This is a genomic window from Zunongwangia sp. HRR-M8 (genome assembly GCF_027594405.1).
Classification (GTDB): Bacteria; Bacteroidota; Bacteroidia; order Flavobacteriales; family Flavobacteriaceae; genus Zunongwangia.
Window position 1 is genome coordinate 2,862,708 of the sequence record NZ_CP115161.1, and the last position, 18,732, is coordinate 2,881,439.

Below are 18,732 nucleotides of genomic sequence, written 5' to 3' on the forward strand. Positions count from 1 at the left end.
AACACGTAGCTGAATTTACGAAAAAAGTTAAGCTTACTTAAAACCTAACTTAGAAGTTACTATTCCCTATTATTTTTTTTACCTTTAAAATGAATTAAAAACCAAATAAAACAAGCATAAAACAATATGGGAAAAGGATTTTTTCACGTTCCGAAAGCGCAAAATGAACCAGTAAAATCATACGCTCCTGGAACTCCAGAAAGAGAAGAAGTATTATTAACATATAAAGAGTTGTACAATACCAAAGTAGATGTACCACTTTACATAGGTTCTGAAGAAATTAGAACCGGAAAAACATTAAATATAAATCCGCCTCACGACCATCAACACGATTGCGGTGTTTACCATTTAGCCGAGAAAAAACATATCGAAAAAGCAATCGATACTGCATTGGAAGCTCGTAAGAAATGGGCGAAATTAGAATGGGAACAAAGAGCAGCGGTATTTTTAAAAGCAGCAGATCTAATTTCGGGACCTTACCGTCAGAAAATGAATGCTGCTACTATGATCGGTCAGTCTAAAACCGTCTATCAGGCAGAAATTGATGCAGCAGCAGAGATTTGTGACTTTTTACGTTTTAACGTAGAATATATGTCTGATCTTTATAAGGAGCAACCAAACTCTTCAGACGGAAATTGGAATCGTATTGAATATCGCCCATTAGAAGGTTTTGTATATGCGATTACACCATTTAATTTTACAGCGATATCTGGTAATTTACCAAGTAGTGCTGCATTAATGGGTAATGTTGCCGTATGGAAACCTAGTGACAGCCAAATGCTTTCTGCACAAGTAATCATGGAAGTATTTAAAGAAGCTGGTGTACCAGACGGTGTGATTAATATGGTACAGGGTGATCCAGAAATGATTACAGATACTGTATTGGCCAGCCCAGATTTCGCCGGAATCCATTATACGGGTAGTACTGAAGTATTTAAGAATATTTGGACTAAAATTGGTAACAACATTCACACATACAAGTCTTACCCAAGAATTGTTGGAGAAACAGGTGGAAAAGATTTTATTGTTGCACATCCAACCTCGAATGCTAAGCAAGTTGCTACAGCGATTACTCGCGGGGCATTTGAATACCAGGGACAAAAATGTAGTGCTGCATCCAGAGTTTATTTACCAAAAAGTTTATGGCCAGAAATTAAAGATTACGTAATTGAAGACGTAAAATCAATAAAAATGGGATCTCCGGAAGACCTTACTAATTTCTTCTCTGCCGTAATACACGAAAAATCATTCGATAAATTATCTTCTTATATCGAAAAAGCAAAAGAAGATGATGATGCTGAAATCGTGGTTGGTGGTAATTGTGATAAATCAAAAGGTTATTTTGTAGAACCTACTGTAATCTTAGCCAAAGATCCTCACTATACAACAATGGAAGAGGAATTATTTGGTCCAGTTGTAACCATTTACGTATATGAAGATGATAAGTGGGAAGAAACTTTACATACTGTAGATAATACGAGTGCTTATGCCTTAACTGGGGCTGTATTTTCTGCAGATCGTTACGAAGCAGCAAAAGCTACTGATATCTTACAAAACGCTGCTGGTAACTTCTATATTAACGATAAACCAACCGGAGCCGTTGTAGGCCAACAACCGTTTGGTGGAGCAAGAGCTAGTGGTACTAATGATAAAGCAGGATCTAAACTTAATTTAATGCGTTGGATTTCTCCTCGTTTAATTAAGGAAACTTTCGTTCCAGCTACCGATTATAAATATCCTCACATGAAAGAATAATCTTTCAACAAATATTTTTAGAAAAAGGCTACTTTAAAGTAGCCTTTTTTTATGACTTAAAATGACTTTTAGTGTTTTATAATAAAAATTTAAGGCACAGATTTTGTTATCTAATATTACTTTCACCGCTAAAAACCAACCTTTTATCGGTGTTTTATATAAAAAAAGAGTAAATTTGCAAGGACGAATAATGATGAGAGCTAATTTGAAGACCCTACAAAAATTTGAAATTAGAGTATCCTATTGTAAGAAGGCTAAAAAAAGTAGTAAAATATAACGCCTATGAAGAAAACTACTTTTCCCGGAGCCGTCATTATTTTAGGGATATTTATAACGATTTTTTTCATCAACCAATCAGAATCTTTCGGATTGGAAGAGGATCTTATTATCACATCTTCATCTACAGATCTAACTTGCTATAATGCCGACAATGGCGCTATAGATATTGATGTTTCCGGAGGAAATGGAAATTACTCATATCAATGGACTGGTCCCAACTTCTTCACTTCCTCTACTGAAGATATTTCTAATCTTGCAGCGGGAACTTATACTGTTTCAATCACAGATGATGCTGGAAACTCAGGTCGTGAATCTATTATTATATCTCAACCAGAAGAATTAGTTCTTGATAGTTTTTCTACCTCTAATGTGAGCTGCAATGGATTTAATGACGGCGCTATAATAGCAGAATCGGTGTCAGGAGGTACCGCACCATATCAATATTCGATTGATGGAACGAGTTTTTCAACGAATTCCAACTTTCAAAATCTTTCCGCAGGAAATTATACTTTGACGGTTCGTGATGCCAATAACTGTTCGATTGCTACGAATATTGAAATTACGCAGCCCGATCAATTGACAATGACCAGCCCTTCTTCACAAAACGTGTCTTGTTTTGGTGGAAATGATGGAAGTATTTCAGCAGGTTCGGTTTCAGGCGGAACTAGTCCATATCAATATTCGATCAATGGAACGAGTTTTTCTACGAATTCCAACTTTCAAAATCTTTCCGCAGGAAATTATACGTTGACGGTGCGTGATGTCAATAACTGTTCGATTTCAACGAATATTCAAATTACGCAGCCCGATCAATTGACAATGACCGCACCTTCTTCACAAAACGTGTCTTGTTTTGGTGGAAATGATGGCAGTATTTCAGCAGGAAAAGTTTCGGGCGGAACTAGTCCGTATCAATATTCGATTGATGGAACGAGTTTTTCCACAAACTCAAATTTCGATAATCTTTCCGCAGGAAATTATACGTTGACGGTGCGCGATCAAAATAACTGTTCAATTTCAAGGAATATTCAAATTACGCAGCCCGATCAATTGGAAATGACGACTCCGGATTCACAAAACGTGTCTTGTTTTGGTGGAAATGATGGAAGTATTTCAGCAGGTTCGGTTTCAGGCGGAACTAGTCCATATCAATATTCGATCAATGGAACGAGTTTTTCTACGAATTCCAACTTTCAAAATCTTTCCGCAGGAAATTATACGTTGACGGTTCGCGATGCCAATAACTGTTCGATTTCAAGGAATATTGAAATTACGCAGCCCGATCAATTGACAATGACCGCACCTTCTTCACAAAACGTGTCTTGTTTTGGTGGAAATGATGGCAGTATTTCAGCAGGAACAGTTTCAGGTGGAACTAGTCCGTATCAATATTCGATTGATGGAAATAACTTTTCGACAAGCTCCAACTTTCAAAATCTTTCCGCAGGAAATTATACGCTGACGCTTCGTGATGCCAATAACTGTTCGATTGCTACGAATATTCAAATTACGCAGCCCGATCAATTGGAAATGACGACTCCGGATTCACAAAACGTGTCTTGTTTTGGTGGAAATGATGGAAGTATTTCAGCAGGTTCGGTTTCAGGCGGAACTAGTCCATATCAATATTCGATCAATGGAACGAGTTTTTCTACGAATTCCAACTTTCAAAATCTTTCCGCAGGAAATTATACGTTGACGGTGCGTGATGTCAATAACTGTTCGATTTCAACGAATATTCAAATTACGCAGCCCGATCAATTGACAATGACCGCACCTTCTTCACAAAACGTGTCTTGTTTTGGTGGAAATGATGGCAGTATTTCAGCAGGAAAAGTTTCGGGCGGAACTAGTCCGTATCAATATTCGATTAATGGAACGAGTTTTTCCACAAACTCAAATTTCGATAATCTTTCCGCAGGAAATTATACGTTGACGGTGCGCGATCAAAATAACTGTTCAATTTCAAGGAATATTCAAATTACGCAGCCCGATCAATTGGAAATGACGACTCCGGATTCACAAAACGTGTCTTGTTTTGGTGGAAATGATGGAAGTATTTCAGCAGGTTCGGTTTCAGGCGGAACTAGTCCATATCAATATTCGATCAATGGAACGAGTTTTTCTACGAATTCCAACTTTCAAAATCTTTCCGCAGGAAATTATACGTTGACGGTTCGCGATGCCAATAACTGTTCGATTTCAAGGAATATTGAAATTACGCAGCCCGATCAATTGACAATGACCGCACCTTCTTCACAAAAAGTGTCCTGTTTTGGTGGAAATGATGGAAGTATTTCAGCAGGTTCGGTTTCAGGCGGAACTAGTCCATATCAATATTCGATCAATGGAACGAGTTTTTCTACGAATTCCAACTTTCAAAATCTTTCCGCAGGAAATTATACGTTGACGGTTCGCGATGCCAATAACTGTTCGATTTCAAGGAATATTGAAATTACGCAGCCCGATCAATTGACAATGACCGCACCTTCTTCACAAAAAGTGTCCTGTTTTGGTGGAAATAACGGAAGTATTTCAGCAGGAACAGTTTCAGGAGGAATTAGTCCGTATCAATATTCGATTGATGGAACGACTTTTTCCACAAACTCAAATTTCGATAATCTTTCCGCAGGAAATTATACGTTGACGGTTCGTGATGCCAATAACTGTTCGATTGCTACGAATATTCAAATTACGCAGCCCGATCAATTGGAAATGACGGCTCCAAATTCGCAAAATGTTTCTTGTTTTGGTGGAAATGACGGAAGTATTTCAGCAGGTTCAGTTTCGGGTGGAACTAGTCCGTATCAATATTCGATTGATGGAACGAGTTTTTCTACGAATTCCAACTTTCAAAATCTTTCAGCAGGAAATTATACGTTGACCGTGCGCGATCAAAATAACTGTTCGATTTCAACGAATATTGAAATCACGCAGCCTGATCAGTTGAAAATGACGGCACCTTCTTCACAAAACGTGTCTTGTTTTGGTGGAAATGACGGAAGTATTACAGCAGGTTCAGTTTCGGGTGGAACTAGTCCGTATCAATATTCGATTGATGGAATTAATTATCAATCGAATAGAAAATTCAGCAATTTATTTGCCGACACATATTCTTTAACAATTTTAGATAATAATGGTTGTACTATAAGTCAAACTATACAAATAACTCAACCAAATGATCTTACTGCTTCATCTCCATCGGTAACAAACGTAAATTGTTTTGGAACTTCTACGGGTAAAATAACCGCTGGCGAGGTTAATGGCGGAACAGCGCCATTTGAGTATTCTATCGATAATACTAATTTTCAAACCGATAGAAATTTCACCGGCTTGAGCGCTGGTACGTATACGCTTTTTATTAAAGATGCTAATGCCTGCGGTATCCAGCAACTATTCACCATAGAACAGCCAGACGAACTTATTTCTAATTATAACAAAACCGATGTTAATTGCTATAAGGAAGACTCAGGTATTATTCAGTTTACTAAAATATCTGGCGGTAGCGGTCGTTTCGAATTCAGCATTGATAACGGTTTAAATTGGTCAAAATCGGCTATTTTTGAAAATTTAAAACCAGGTTCATATACGCTAAAATTAAGAGATGAAAACAATATAAACTGCCAAAAATTAATCGCAGAAAATATAATAATAAGTGAGCCAAGTGCTCCTGTAGAAGTATCTGTTTCTACCACCCGAACTACAGTTTTTAACTCTAAAACAGGAACTGCCGAGGCCAATCCAACTGGAGGAACTCCTGGTTATACTTACGAATGGCGAGCTGAAGGAAATTCTACAATATTAGCTACAACAAAAAAAGCAACAAATCTTGCTGCAGGTAATTATAAGCTTAGTGTATATGACAAAAATGGATGTACCAAAACTATTGATGTTGTTGTAAATGAATTATTAAAGGCAGAAATTTTACCAACTTCTATTTGTGAAGGAGAAAACAATGTTCGGGTAAGTTATTTTGAAGTAGCAAATGGTACGGCTTATGGAGGCGTAGCGCCATACTCATATACCTGGGATTTCGACAACGATGGAACGTATACGACAGATACTGGATTAGGTCCTCACAGAGTGACCTACCCATCTGAAGGAAACCGAATTATCACATTAACTGTCACCGATGCTGAAGGGTTTAGCCAGGATTTTATATACCAACAATACGTTGGTGAGTGTTATGTAGACAACTGCGGATCTAATGATTTTGGTATTGCGGGATATTATATTGGAGATGCTTCAGGTACAGAAATAACCTCTGAAAATTGCAACGATGGTGTTCAAAAATACATTTATGTTCAACTAGATCAGAATACTTCGCGTTACTCTCTTTATACCGAATTCACGTACAGTGTTAAAAGTCTGGAAACTAATGAGACTACCATAATAAGAGAATTTGGATGTTTTTATGAGCGAGAAGAAATACCTATTAATGCTCGTGCTATCCCAATTAATTATCAATGCGGTGACGAGGTTTCGATTGATAATATTTATCTAACATTCTCAAATAACAAAAAGAATGCCTGCGGACAGAGTAGTAAATCTAAATGCTTTTCTACTAACAATCAAGAAATTGTTTTCACTCCTTTATATGCTAAAGCAACACCTAATGAATTGGAATGTTATGATTCTGAATTAGGAACCATACGCGTACAGGCATCAGGAGGACGAGCACCTTACAGTTACAGCATAACTAGTGCTACTTCAGGCTACCAAAAGGAAAACTTATTCGAAATTTTAAAAGCTGGATCTTATGATGTATGGGTAAAAGATTCTGAAGCAAATATTTTTAAAATTCCTTCCGTAGTTATTACTCAGCCAGAGTCTCCTATCACAATGGAGTTTGAAATTCAGCAACCCGTTTGTCCTGGCGATAACGCAACCGTAACGGTAAATCCTTCGGGAGGCACTCCAAAGATTGGAGATGAGGAGACGGCTTACGAATATCTTTGGAACGACGCATCTGGATCTACAACAAAAACCTTAAATAATCTAGAACCAGGACAATATACAATTACCGTTATTGATGCTAACCAATGCCAAGCTATACGCACAATAAATATTACTGAACCAGAGCAATTAACTACAGCTATTACTGGCGAAGATAAAGTGCTGGGGTGTGGCTATTATCAAACTACATTAGAAGCCAATACTCCAGAGTTTGGTTCGGGCATATGGAGCGTGGTGAGTGGACCAGCAAATTATAACTTTATTAATCCGAGTGATCCTAATACCAATTTTATAGGTGATGAAGGCCAATATGTTTTAAGGTGGACGGTATTTAATGAAAATTGTTCTAATTATGATGAGCTTAATCTTACCATTTCAGCGAATTGTAATAGCCTAGATTTTGACGGAAAAGATGATCATATTTTAATAGGCGACTCCTTTGGCATGGAGGATAAAGAAAGTTTTACTATTGAGGCATGGATTAAATCTGAAAGCAATACCGGAATTAAAACTATACTTTCCAAAAGAGATATTCAGAATATAAATGCCGGCGGGTACGATTTCATAATTAACTCAGGTTCCCCAACCTTTAGATGGAATGGAAATTCTGTTTCAACTTCACATAAAATTAGCGAAGGTATTTGGCATCATGTTGCGGTTATATATAAAAACGGAAATATAAAATTATATGTAGATGGTATTCCTTTAGCCAACAAAGATGGAAATCTTCCTACTTCAGTACCTTATCCATTTATAATTGGTGCAGTGCATAATAGTACAAGTCCAGACATTCCTTCTAATTATTTTGATGGTTGGATTGAAGAACTTAGAATTTGGAATAAAAGTCTTACTGAAAAACAACTAAGATTTTTAATGAATCAGCATATTGCGATTGCAAGTAATCCTTTACGCGGTAACGCTATACCTATCGATGTTCCCGGAAGCTTAAATTGGAATGATCTAGAAGCCTATTATCAATTAAAAGGTAACCCAGAGGCAATTGCAGAGGGATTAACTCCAGAAATTACTGGCAATCACAATAACGGTCTTATTCGAAATATAACCTCAACACAAGAGAACACGGCTCCGCTTCCTTATATTTTGAATGAGGAAAATCAAGATTGGACAAATCAAACCACCTGGTATTTACCTACATCGGTTAATGATTCTAAAGTTTCTGAAAGAGAAGTATGGAAAGTCCCCGGAAGTTATGGTATTGATGGACAGACGACCATAGATTGGAATATTGTTGAAATTTCGAAAGATATATTTTACCCTTACGCAAATTCAACAAAACCCTTACAAGTACTTGGGTTAATTTCTAATGCCGGTGCTTTAAATATGATGGGGATTAATCCTCCCAATGGCGGAACAGGAAATCCTTTAGTTATTACCGATTATTTAAAATTAAATGGAATTATAGATTTAAATGGCGAATCTCAATTAATACAAACCGAAGGCAGCATTTTAGATCCTAATAGTACTGGATTTATACAAAGGGATCAACAAGGAACTGCGAATTCTTTTAATTATAATTACTGGTCTTCTCCTGTGAGCTCCAATTCTGTTAATTCTGGCTTCACTATTGGAGAAGTTTTAAAAGATGGTACCGATCCAGATAATATTCAAGATATTGCCTTTAAAAGACAGTTTACATGGGCAGATTCTAAAAACTATACAGGCCCAAAAAGAATTAGCACTTATTGGTTAAATAAATTCCATCAAATAGCTATATACTCAGGCTGGGAACAAATAAATGAAAATACCAAACTAAAGCCAGGTGAAGGCTATACGATGAAAGGAACCTCGGGTTCTGTAGATATCTTTTCTTTACAAAACTACACTTTCAAAGGTTTGCCCAATAATGGAAATATAACTTTAGGCATCGAACCTAACGAAATTTACCTAATAGGTAATCCCTATCCTTCCGCACTAGATGGGGAACAATTTATTCTTGACAATCTTGATAAAAAACAGGTGAATGGTGCTACCGGAGATAAAAACCTTTTTAATGGTGCCATCTACCTCTGGGATCACTTTGGTGATAGCAATTCGCACTATTTAAAAGACTATGTTGGTGGTTATGCTACGCTTAATTTAATAGGAAGCGTCCCCGCAATTGCTACAGATGAGCTTATTAACGCCAACAATACACAAAGTGATAGAAGACCGGGTAAATATATTCCGGTAGGGCAAGGATTTTTTGTTAATAGTTATCTAAATGCAGAAACAAGTGGTAATATCACCATTAGCTCGGGCGATATATTATTTAGAAATGAACAACGAGTTTTTGCTAAAGAAACAAATTCTTCTGAATCTCATTTTTTAAAACCCGAGACAAAATCAAAGAAAACTTCAGAAAATAAAACAATTACCCAGGCTGACACTCGACAAAAAATTCGATTAAACTATAAATCTCCGGGTGGGATGTACCGCGAAATTGTCGTAGGTGCAGATGAAAATGCAACGTCTGAATTTGATCTTGGTTATGATGCCCCTCTTTATGACATGCAAAAGGAAGATATGTTTTGGCTAATGAAGAACCAGGCGCTGGTAATACAGGGAGTTCCAGATTTCAACAGTGAGCGGGTTTTAGATCTTGGTGTGATTGTGCGATCTAGTGCCGAATTTTATATTGAAATAGACTCTTTAGAAAATATTTCTTCTGAAAAGGAAATTTACTTATTAGATCGCCAAGACAGTACATATTTCGACTTAAGAGCTGAAAAATTTGTTGCAACTATAGATAGCGGTTATTACGACAAAAGATTTGCTATAACTTTCCAAAAAATCGAAGATCCAACAGAAGAAGAGCCAACCGAAGAAGAACAAGAAAATGATGACGACGATGTTTCCGAAGAGGATGAGGATACAGAAGGCAATGGGGATGAGACAGATGGTGAATCAGATGAAGAACAAACGGAGGATGATGAAGACGAGGCTATCGATGATGATGAAAAACCTGAACCTCCAGAAACTCCAGATGAAGATGACAGCTATCTAAGCGGGAAATTCCGAATTTTGTATTTGCGCGAAGATGATGCTGTTTATATAGAGAATCCAGAACGTATTGAAATTAACAATATTCTTCTTTACGGACTTAACGGTAGCTTTATAAAAGAATTTAAAAATATCCCTTTAGTGGAAGAAATATACATTCCGCTTGAAAAAGAAATGAGCAGCGCAGTATATATCCTAAAAATAAATACCGCCAAAGGAGTTACCAATTTGAAGTTTGTAAGAAAATAGAATTAAAAAAAGTGGAGCTGATAGCCACTTTTTTTTAACCTTTATATTTTAATGGTAAATGAACCACCTTTTTTGTCTCGAAGAAATCTTCTTCAAAATAATCTGTTAGATTGTATATTTTCGCAGTTTGATAATCATTAAGCTCTTCCGATAAATCACCGCCTTTTAAATACAGTATTCCGTTTTTAAGCTCATGATTATTCTTTTTTGCAATTTTTCCTTTGGTCCATCTCACAAAAGTTGGCATAGCAGCAACAGCTCTACTTATAATAAAATCGTAGTGACCATCTATATTCTCAACTCGATCATTAGTTGTCTTAACATTTTGTAATCCTAAACCTGCAGTAACTTCCTCTACTACTTTCATCTTTTTACCAATAGAATCTACTAAATGAAAATTGGTTTCAGGAAAAAGAATTGCTAATGGAATCCCCGGGAATCCACCACCAGTGCCAACATCAAGAATATTAGCATTTGGTTTAAATTTCTGAACTTTTGCTATTCCTAAAGAATGCAGAACGTGGCGTAAATATAATTCATCTATATCTTTTCTACTTACCACATTAATTTTGAGATTCCAATCTTTATAAAGTTCTTCCAATTGCTCGAAATGAGCAATTTGCTGCGGACTAAGTCCATCAAAGTATTTCCTGAGTAATTCCAACTGAGTGATTTTTAAACAAAATTAGAAATTTAGTATTAAAGTGACTATTTAATTCGTTTCGAAAGTTTAATATTTTACCTTTGAAGATAGTTTAATTTTACACATGGATTTATCACAACCTAATATACGATTCTCGAGAATAGATTCTGCTAAATTTTTCAGAACCTTAAATAAACGAGTAAATACTTATTTTAAAGAAAATAACCTTAAGAAAACAGGAAACTGGAAATTGCACTTAAAAACTGCGGTTATGTTTTGCATGTTTTTATCTCCTTATTTTATTATTTTAACCTTAGACATCTCACAATGGTGGATGCTTTTACTTACTGTTGTAATGGGTATAGGCATGGCTGGAGTTGGAATGAATATTATGCATGATGGTAATCATGGATCTTATTCATCAAAAAAATGGGTAAACAAATTTATGGGCGGCACCATTTATATCTTAGCAGGGAACGTTTACAACTGGCAGGTTCAGCACAATGTGCTTCATCATACATATACCAACATACATGGGCACGACGAAGATCTGGATGCCGGTAGGATAATTCGGTTCTCAAAACATGCCGAATGGAGAAGATTCCACAAATTTCAGCATTATTATTCTATATTTCTATATGGTTTATTAACCTTTAACTGGGCGATTACAACAGACTTTAAACAATCCAGAAGATATTTAAAAAGAAAACTTTCTTACGGAAAAATGCCAAATCCCGTAAAGCAATGGAGTACAGTAGCGATTACCAAAGTTATCTATTTGGCAATTTGGATTTTGCTGCCGATGTTGATATTATCCATTTCTTGGTGGAAAATATTAATTGGATTTTTTGTGATGCATTATGTTGCTGGATTAATACTAAGCATTGTTTTTCAATTAGCACATGTTGTTAAAGATACCGATATGCCTTTACCAGATGATACCGGATCTATGAAAAACACCTGGGCAATCCATCAATTATTTACCACGGTTAATTTTTCAACTAAAAATAAAATAGTAAACTGGTTTACCGGTGGATTAAATCATCAGGTAGAACACCATATATTCCCTAATATTAGTCATATTCATTATGATAAGATTGCCCAAATAGTGAAACAGACTGCACAGGAATGTAATTTACCTTACAACGAATACAAAACCACACGCGCAGCGATTATAGCTCATTTTAAATATTTAAAAGAAATGGGTGCCAAACCTGCAATATCGTCTTAATACTTATTTATTAATCATTTTAAAATGCAAGAAAAACTCTCTAACAGAATTAACAATTTAGCAACTTCGCAAACGCTGGCTATGGCAGCTAAAGCGCGTGAATTAAGAGCAGAAGGTAAAGATATTATTGGCCTTTCACTTGGAGAGCCCGATTTTAATACGCCAGATTTTATCAAAGACGCTGCAATTAAAGCCATAAATGATAATTATAATTCCTACACACCTGTAGATGGATATGTAGAACTTAAGGATGCTATTATTACTAAATTCAAAAGAGATAATAATTTAACCTACACCCATCCACAAATCGTTGTTTCTACAGGTGCAAAGCAATCGCTGGCTAATGTTGCATTAGCAATGTTAAATGCGGGTGACGAAGTTATTTTACCATGTCCTTATTGGGTTAGCTACGCTGAAATTGTAAAACTTGCAGAAGGCGTTCCTGTTGAAGTTCCTACAGCTCTAGAGTCTAATTTTAAAATGACTCCAGAACAACTTGAAGCTGCAATTACACCTAAAACAAAAATGCTTTGGTATAGCTCACCTTGTAACCCAAGTGGGATGGTATACAACAAAGAAGAGCTTAGAGCTTTAGCTGATGTTTTAGCTAAACATCCTGATATTATAATTGTAAGTGACGAAATTTACGAACACATCAACTACATTGGTGGTCACGCTTCTATGGCTGAATTTGAAGACATGTACGAACGTACCGTAACTGTTAATGGTGTTGCAAAAGCTTTCGCCATGACAGGATGGAGAATTGGATATATTGGAGCGCCATCTTGGATTGCTCGCGCTTGCAACAAACTACAGGGACAAGTTACCAGCGGTGCTAACTGTATTGCTCAACGAGCTGTAATTACTGCTTTGGAAGCTCCGGTTAGCAAAATTAGCTATATGGTAGATAAGTTTAAATCTAGAAGAAAATTAATTCTCGATTTACTTAATAATATCGAAGGATTTGAAACTACAGAGCCAGAAGGTGCTTTTTATGTATTCCCTAATATCTCTCATTACTTCGGAAAAACAATTAAAGGACATACCATAAACAATGCTACAGATTTCTCTATGTTCTTATTAGAAGAAGCATTAGTAGCAACAGTTACTGGTGATGCTTTTGGAAATCCTGAATGTATTAGAATATCTTACGCTGCTAGCGAGGAACAAATTGAAGAGGCTTTAAAAAGAATAAAATCAGCTTTAGCTGAATAATATATTCTAAACATAAATTTTAAAAACCGGCCTAGTGCCGGTTTTTTTATGGAATATCGAAGTTTAATTATAATATATCTAGCGATTTCTCCAGAAAAAGGGAGTTAATATTATAAGTACCGTAAAGAGTTCTAATCTACCAATAAGCATTAAAAAAGAACACCACCATTTACCAAAATCAGGTAATAAATCAAAATTGTTTACAGGGCTAAGTGCTCCAAATGCTGGGCCAATATTCCCTAAGGATGAAGCAGCGCCACCAATCGCAGTTTCGAAATCTAATCCCAGTGCCGCTAAAACTACTGCTCCAATAATAAAAGATAACATATAAAGGATAAAGAACCCCTGGATATTAAAAACAATATCACTATTAATTGATTTCTTATTGAAACGCACCGGTAAGATCGCATTAGGATGAAGCGTACGCTTAAATTGGATAAATCCATTACGGATCATTATAATATGACGCATCACTTTTACACCACCAGCTGTACTTCCGGCAGAGCCACCTAAGAAAAACATTCCGAAGTAAAAAATGGTTAAAAATGGTGTCCACATAGTAAAATCGGCAGATACAAAACCAGTTGTCGTAATCACAGTTAACACCTGAAATAAGGAATGTCTAAATGCACTTTCACCCTCTCCCCAAACCATTGGATGATCTATAGAAGATAATGAAACATCTGCTTTAAAATATACAATTAAGGCTGAGATTAAGGTAAAGATCCCTACAAAATAAAAATACCATTTAAACTCATCATCCTGTAAAACACGTTGCACCCTTCCTTTAAACGCAAAATAACTCATCACAAAGTTACTTCCGGCGAGGAACATAAATAAGATAATTATGTATTGAATCATTGGATTATCATTCCAATACGCCATGCTGGCATTCTTGGTTGAAAATCCTCCAGTTGACAATGTACTAAAAGCATGATTTATTGCATCGAAAAAATCCATCCCGGCTAACATCAACAAAACCGTTTCTAGAGCGGTATAACTTACATAAATAAGCCATAATCGCTTTGCAGTATCCGTGATTCTTGGCTTCAGCTTATCAGCGCTAGGACCCGGTGATTCCGCAGCAAATAATTGCATCCCTCCTATTCCTAAAAGGGGTAAGATAGCAATCGCTAAAACGATAATACCCATACCACCTATCCAATGGGTTAGACTTCTCCAAAATAAAATTCCTTTAGGAATCGACTCAATATCATTTAAAATAGAAGCGCCTGTCGTTGTATAACCAGACATGGTTTCGAAAAACGCATTCGTAAAATCGGGAATTGCTTTGGTCATCACATAAGGCAGGCAACCACTTAAGGTCATAAATATCCACCCGAAACTCACAATAATATAACCTTCCCTAACTTTCACCTCTTTGCTATGCCCACGGGTAGTAAACATTAATAAGGTCCCTATTAGTAAAGTAACTAATGCCGCAGAAGATATACCTAAAGTAACCCCATCTTTATATAAAAAACTAATGAGAACCGATAAAAGCATGAAACCACCGTTACAAATTAGCAGTAACCCCATGACATGTAGAATAACCTTAAAGTTAAGTTTCGGCATTATAGGAATAATTTTTCAACCTTCTTAATCGAACGCGGAAGACAACATACCACTATACGATCTCCGGGCTTTATTAAAAATTCACCTAAAGCAATTATTCCCTCTCCATGACGAATAATACCGCCAATAATTGCTGAACGAGGGAAATCAAGATTTTTAATCTTTTTATCGGCTACCTGAGAGCCAGGTTTCACGATAAACTCTAAAAGCTCAGCATTCATATTGTTAAGCTTGGTCATCGCCACTACCTCTCCTTTACGTATATATCTAAAAATATTATTTGCCGCCAATAGCTTTTTGTTAATTAGCGTATCGATCCCAATAGAGTGGCTTAGCTGAAAATAATCCATATTTTCTACTAAAGAGATCGTTTTCTTTACACTCTTAGATTTTGCAACCAGGCAGGACATAATATTTGTCTCTGAATTTCCGGTAACAGCAATAAAAGCATCCATATCGTGGATGTTTTCTTCTTCCAATAACTCTACATTTCGGCCATCGCCGTGAATGATCAATGTATTTGGCAGTTCATCGGCGAGATCGTAAGCTTTTTCTTTATTTGCTTCAACAAGCTTTACATTAAAATTATTACGACACAAATCCCGGGCAGTTTTTCTTCCAATCTTACTCCCCCCAAGAATCATAACACTTTTAATTTCCTGTTTAGTCTTACCCGTAAGTTTATAAAGCTCTTCTACCCCACTCTTAAGTGTGATAAAATATACCTGATCGCCTTCTTTAAATTGAGTATCTCCACGAGGTATTAACGTATACTGTGTTCCAAAACGCTGGATTGCAATGGGTACAAAGTTTAGCTGCGGAAATATCCTAGCTGCTTCCTTTACCGTTTTCCCCACAAAACGAGCTGTTCTAGACAAGCTTAAACCAATCATGGTTAGCGCCCCATCTTCAAACTCGTAACTATCATTAAATGCAGACTGATTTAATAATAAAGCAATTTCTCTTGCTGCCAAAGCTTCAGGAGAAATAAGCTCGTCTATACCAAATTGGGTGAATCCTATTTCTTCTTTTTTTTCTAAAAACTCTGTATTAGAAATACGAGCGATGGTTCTTAAGGCACCAAGCTGTTTAGCAAGCACACATACCGTAATATTAGTGGCTTCGCTAGATGTCACACTAATTAACATATCGGTGTACTTAACCTGGGCATCTTTTAAAATTGCGATAGAACTGGCATCTCCTTTAATCGTTCGGATATCCAGATGGGTATCTGCATATTGCAATCGATCTCTACTTGGATCAATCAGCGTAATATCCTGTGACTCAAAAGAAAGTAATTTAGCTAAATGAAAGCCCACTTCACCTGCACCGGCGATAATTATTTTCATATAACAGCTTCAAATTGTAAGAGGTGCAAATGTAAGCTATTTTTGAATAAACCTAAAACTGAGTGGATAAGAACAATTCAGAAATCTTTATATACTAATTCTTCTATAAAACTTATCTTTGAACCAAAATTGCAGAAATGAGCAAAAAAATTACTCCTTACGATGGTTCTCCCCAAAGTAAAAAGCAGCAGGTAGAGCAAATGTTCGATAAAATCTCTGGCAAATATGACGGGATGAATCGTGTTATTTCTATGGGAACCGATGTGAGCTGGAGAAAGAAGGTTGTACAAATGGCCAAAAATCACCAGCCAGAGACGGTCTTGGATATTGCTACGGGAACAGGAGATCTTGCCATACAAATTGCTGAAGCTGCCGATGCTAAAAAAATCGTTGGATTGGATTTATCTGAAGGAATGCTAAAAGTTGGACGTAAAAAAATTATGTCTAAAAATCTGCAAACCCAGATAGAAATGATACAGGGAGATTCTGAAGCTTTACCTTTTGAGGATAATTCTTTTGATGTAATCACGGTTGCATTTGGAGTTCGTAATTTCGAGAATTTAGAACTTGGCTTATCAGAGATTTACCGTGTACTTAAAAAAGGAGGATTATTTATCGTACTGGAAACCTCTGTACCTACCAAATTCCCTTTTAAACAAGGATATAAATTTTACTCTAACTTAATTTTGCCAACTATAGGAAAACTTTTTTCGGAAGATAAAGATGCCTATAGCTATTTAAGCAAAAGTGCGGCAGAATTTCCTTATGGAGAACAATTCAACAATATTTTAAAGAAAATTGGGTTTATATCTGTAGCAAGTGCTCCACAAACTTTAGGAGTTGCCACAATATATAATGCATCAAAGTAATTGTATGAAGCGATATTTTATCCTATTCATCATCATATTTTCTCTAAAACCAATGCAAGCTCAGCTCTTTTCAAAAGAAAAGGTGCAGCAAAGCGTCGATATTGATAATAAAAGGTGGTCTTGGGGTTATTTTCTTGGATTTAACAGCTACGACTTTCATTTCGATTACAAAGAATATGATTCGAACTCAATTACAGGTCGCGAAATAGCGGTAGACAAAAACATCGGTTTTAATGTTGGATTATTAGGAAACTTAAAACTGCATAAAAATGTAGATTTACGATTACAACCAGGTGTAAATTTCACTTCCAGAGGGTTTTATTTTACACCCGGAAATGGAGTTAATGCAGATAATAGATATCGCGAGATCAATTCTACTTATATCCACGTTCCCTTATTGCTAAAAATAAACACCAATCGTTTAAATAATTTTCGTCCATTTATTCTAGGTGGAATTTCTTATTCTACAAACCTATCGAGTAACGAAGACAATAAAGATGATAATTACGCAGGGCAATTTAGAATGACCACTAATAATTATAATTGGGAAATTGGGTTTGGTATTGATTTTTATCTTTACTACTTCAAGTTCACACCTTCTATACGCGGTGTTTTTGGTTTGAATGACGAACTGGTAAGAGATGATATTCCTGACAGTATTTATACAGGAAATATTGATAAAATGACGACCAGAGCTGTCTTTTTAAACTTTACTTTTCAGTAAAAAATCACTTCAAGATAATTCTAAAATTGAAATTTATCAGAGAACTTTTGTTTACTCCTATTCCAATAGGATAGTAGGATTCCATCTAGACGAGCAAGCAAGATTCGATAAAATTTAAGCCTTTTTTTCTGAAAACCTAAAGTTTATTTTCTTCGGAATTCACTAAGGAAAATTGCTGTGGCCGTTGCGACGTTTAAACTTTCAGTGTCCTGAGATTGGCCAAATTGAGGAATACTTATTTTTTCTGAAATCAACTCTGCTATTTCTGAAGTAATCCCGTTTGCCTCGTTACCCATTACCAAAATAGATTTTTGCTGAAGTTGCTTTTGGTAGACATTCTCGCCTTCCATAAAAGTACCATAGGTTACTAAATCCTGATCTTGTAAAAATTCAGTTAGATTTTTATAAATTACATTTACACGAGTAATCGATCCCATCGTAGATTGTATCACTTTTGGATTATAACAATCTACTGTGTCTTTAGAACATACTAGATTCTTAACACCAAACCAATCGCAAAGTCTAATAATCGTACCTAAATTTCCTGGATCACGAACGCCATCTAAGGCAATCGTTAGATCATCCAAAACTTCTAAATTTTGCTGCGGAATTTTAAACAAAGCCAATGCAGTTTGTGGCGTTTTAAGAAAACTGATTTTCTTTAATTCTCGTTCTTCAGCTAGAACAAACTGTTCTTCAGGAATATCGAAAACAGCTTCAGAAGCAAATAAATTTTGTAATTGAAAATCAGAATTTAAAAATTCCCGAATCACCTTGATTCCCTCAGCAACAAAGAGTCCGTTTTTTTGTCGGTACTTTTTTTGTCCCAGGCTCGTTATTAATTTAATTTGGCTTTTACTAACCATCCAAAAAATGTATTTTTGATC

At 36.0% G+C, this 18,732-nt stretch carries 10 protein-coding genes; 6 read left to right on the forward strand and 4 right to left on the reverse strand.

What is annotated here, in order from left to right; genetic code table 11:
- The first annotated feature begins 126 nt into the window (after window positions 1-126).
- A complete protein-coding gene (gene pruA, locus PBT89_RS12385) occupies window positions 127-1,755 on the forward strand; it encodes an L-glutamate gamma-semialdehyde dehydrogenase (protein ID WP_270062177.1) in 1,629 nt (542 codons plus the stop codon).
- Between the two features lie 282 nt (window positions 1,756-2,037).
- Complete coding sequence (locus PBT89_RS12390; RefSeq protein ID WP_270062178.1) at window positions 2,038-10,239, forward strand: LamG-like jellyroll fold domain-containing protein; 8,202 nt, start codon at window positions 2,038-2,040, stop codon at window positions 10,237-10,239.
- A 34-nt stretch (window positions 10,240-10,273) separates the two neighbouring features.
- On the opposite strand, the gene rsmG is transcribed toward PBT89_RS12390, so the two are convergent.
- A complete protein-coding gene (gene rsmG / locus PBT89_RS12395; protein WP_270062179.1) occupies window positions 10,274-10,903 on the reverse strand; it encodes a 16S rRNA (guanine(527)-N(7))-methyltransferase RsmG in 630 nt (209 codons plus the stop codon).
- A gap of 103 nt (window positions 10,904-11,006) precedes the next feature.
- Between rsmG and PBT89_RS12400 the strand changes: the two genes are divergently transcribed.
- A complete protein-coding gene (locus PBT89_RS12400) occupies window positions 11,007-12,113 on the forward strand; it encodes a fatty acid desaturase family protein (RefSeq protein ID WP_270060576.1) in 1,107 nt (368 codons plus the stop codon).
- A gap of 24 nt (window positions 12,114-12,137) precedes the next feature.
- Window positions 12,138-13,328, forward strand: a complete 1,191-nt coding sequence (locus PBT89_RS12405; protein ID WP_270062180.1) for a pyridoxal phosphate-dependent aminotransferase — start codon at window positions 12,138-12,140, stop codon at window positions 13,326-13,328.
- Window positions 13,329-13,406: 78 nt separating this feature from the next.
- Here PBT89_RS12405 and PBT89_RS12410 read toward each other — a convergent pair whose 3' ends face one another.
- Window positions 13,407-14,903: a TrkH family potassium uptake protein gene (locus PBT89_RS12410; RefSeq protein ID WP_270060574.1), complete on the reverse strand. Its 1,497-nt coding sequence runs from the start codon at window positions 14,901-14,903 to the stop codon at window positions 13,407-13,409.
- A complete protein-coding gene (gene trkA, locus PBT89_RS12415; protein WP_270060573.1) occupies window positions 14,903-16,252 on the reverse strand; it encodes a Trk system potassium transporter TrkA in 1,350 nt (449 codons plus the stop codon). The genes PBT89_RS12410 and trkA overlap by 1 nt, the downstream gene beginning before the upstream one ends.
- A 137-nt stretch (window positions 16,253-16,389) precedes the next feature.
- On the opposite strand from trkA, the gene ubiE reads away from it, so the two are divergent.
- Both ubiE and porT read left to right on the forward strand, forming a co-directional pair.
- Window positions 16,390-17,121 carry a bifunctional demethylmenaquinone methyltransferase/2-methoxy-6-polyprenyl-1,4-benzoquinol methylase UbiE gene (gene ubiE, locus PBT89_RS12420; RefSeq protein WP_270060572.1) on the forward strand — a complete coding sequence of 244 codons (732 nt, stop codon included), beginning with the start codon at window positions 16,390-16,392 and terminating at the stop codon, window positions 17,119-17,121.
- 4 nt (window positions 17,122-17,125) lie between these two features.
- Window positions 17,126-17,845: a type IX secretion/gliding motility protein PorT/SprT gene (gene porT, locus PBT89_RS12425; protein WP_270062181.1), complete on the forward strand. Its 720-nt coding sequence runs from the start codon at window positions 17,126-17,128 to the stop codon at window positions 17,843-17,845.
- A gap of 143 nt (window positions 17,846-17,988) precedes the next feature.
- Here porT and PBT89_RS12430 read toward each other — a convergent pair whose 3' ends face one another.
- Entirely contained in the window at window positions 17,989-18,711 is a 723-nt protein-coding gene (locus tag PBT89_RS12430; protein WP_270062182.1) for a TrmH family RNA methyltransferase, read from the reverse strand.
- Window positions 18,712-18,732: the final 21 nt, after the last annotated feature.

Excerpts from the sequence above, each read along its gene's own strand:
- pruA (WP_270062177.1), top strand. The coding sequence starts at position 127 with ATGGGAAAAGGATTTTTTCACGTTCCGAAAGCGCAAAATGAACCAGTA.
- PBT89_RS12390 (WP_270062178.1), top strand. The coding sequence starts at position 2,038 with ATGAAGAAAACTACTTTTCCCGGAGCCGTCATTATTTTAGGGATATTT.
- PBT89_RS12400 (WP_270060576.1), top strand. The coding sequence starts at position 11,007 with ATGGATTTATCACAACCTAATATACGATTCTCGAGAATAGATTCTGCT.
- PBT89_RS12405 (WP_270062180.1), top strand. The coding sequence starts at position 12,138 with ATGCAAGAAAAACTCTCTAACAGAATTAACAATTTAGCAACTTCGCAA.
- PBT89_RS12410 (WP_270060574.1), bottom strand. The coding sequence starts at position 14,903 with ATGCCGAAACTTAACTTTAAGGTTATTCTACATGTCATGGGGTTACTG.
- trkA (WP_270060573.1), bottom strand. The coding sequence starts at position 16,252 with ATGAAAATAATTATCGCCGGTGCAGGTGAAGTGGGCTTTCATTTAGCT.
- ubiE (WP_270060572.1), top strand. The coding sequence starts at position 16,390 with ATGAGCAAAAAAATTACTCCTTACGATGGTTCTCCCCAAAGTAAAAAG.
- porT (WP_270062181.1), top strand. The coding sequence starts at position 17,126 with ATGAAGCGATATTTTATCCTATTCATCATCATATTTTCTCTAAAACCA.
- PBT89_RS12430 (WP_270062182.1), bottom strand. The coding sequence starts at position 18,711 with ATGGTTAGTAAAAGCCAAATTAAATTAATAACGAGCCTGGGACAAAAA.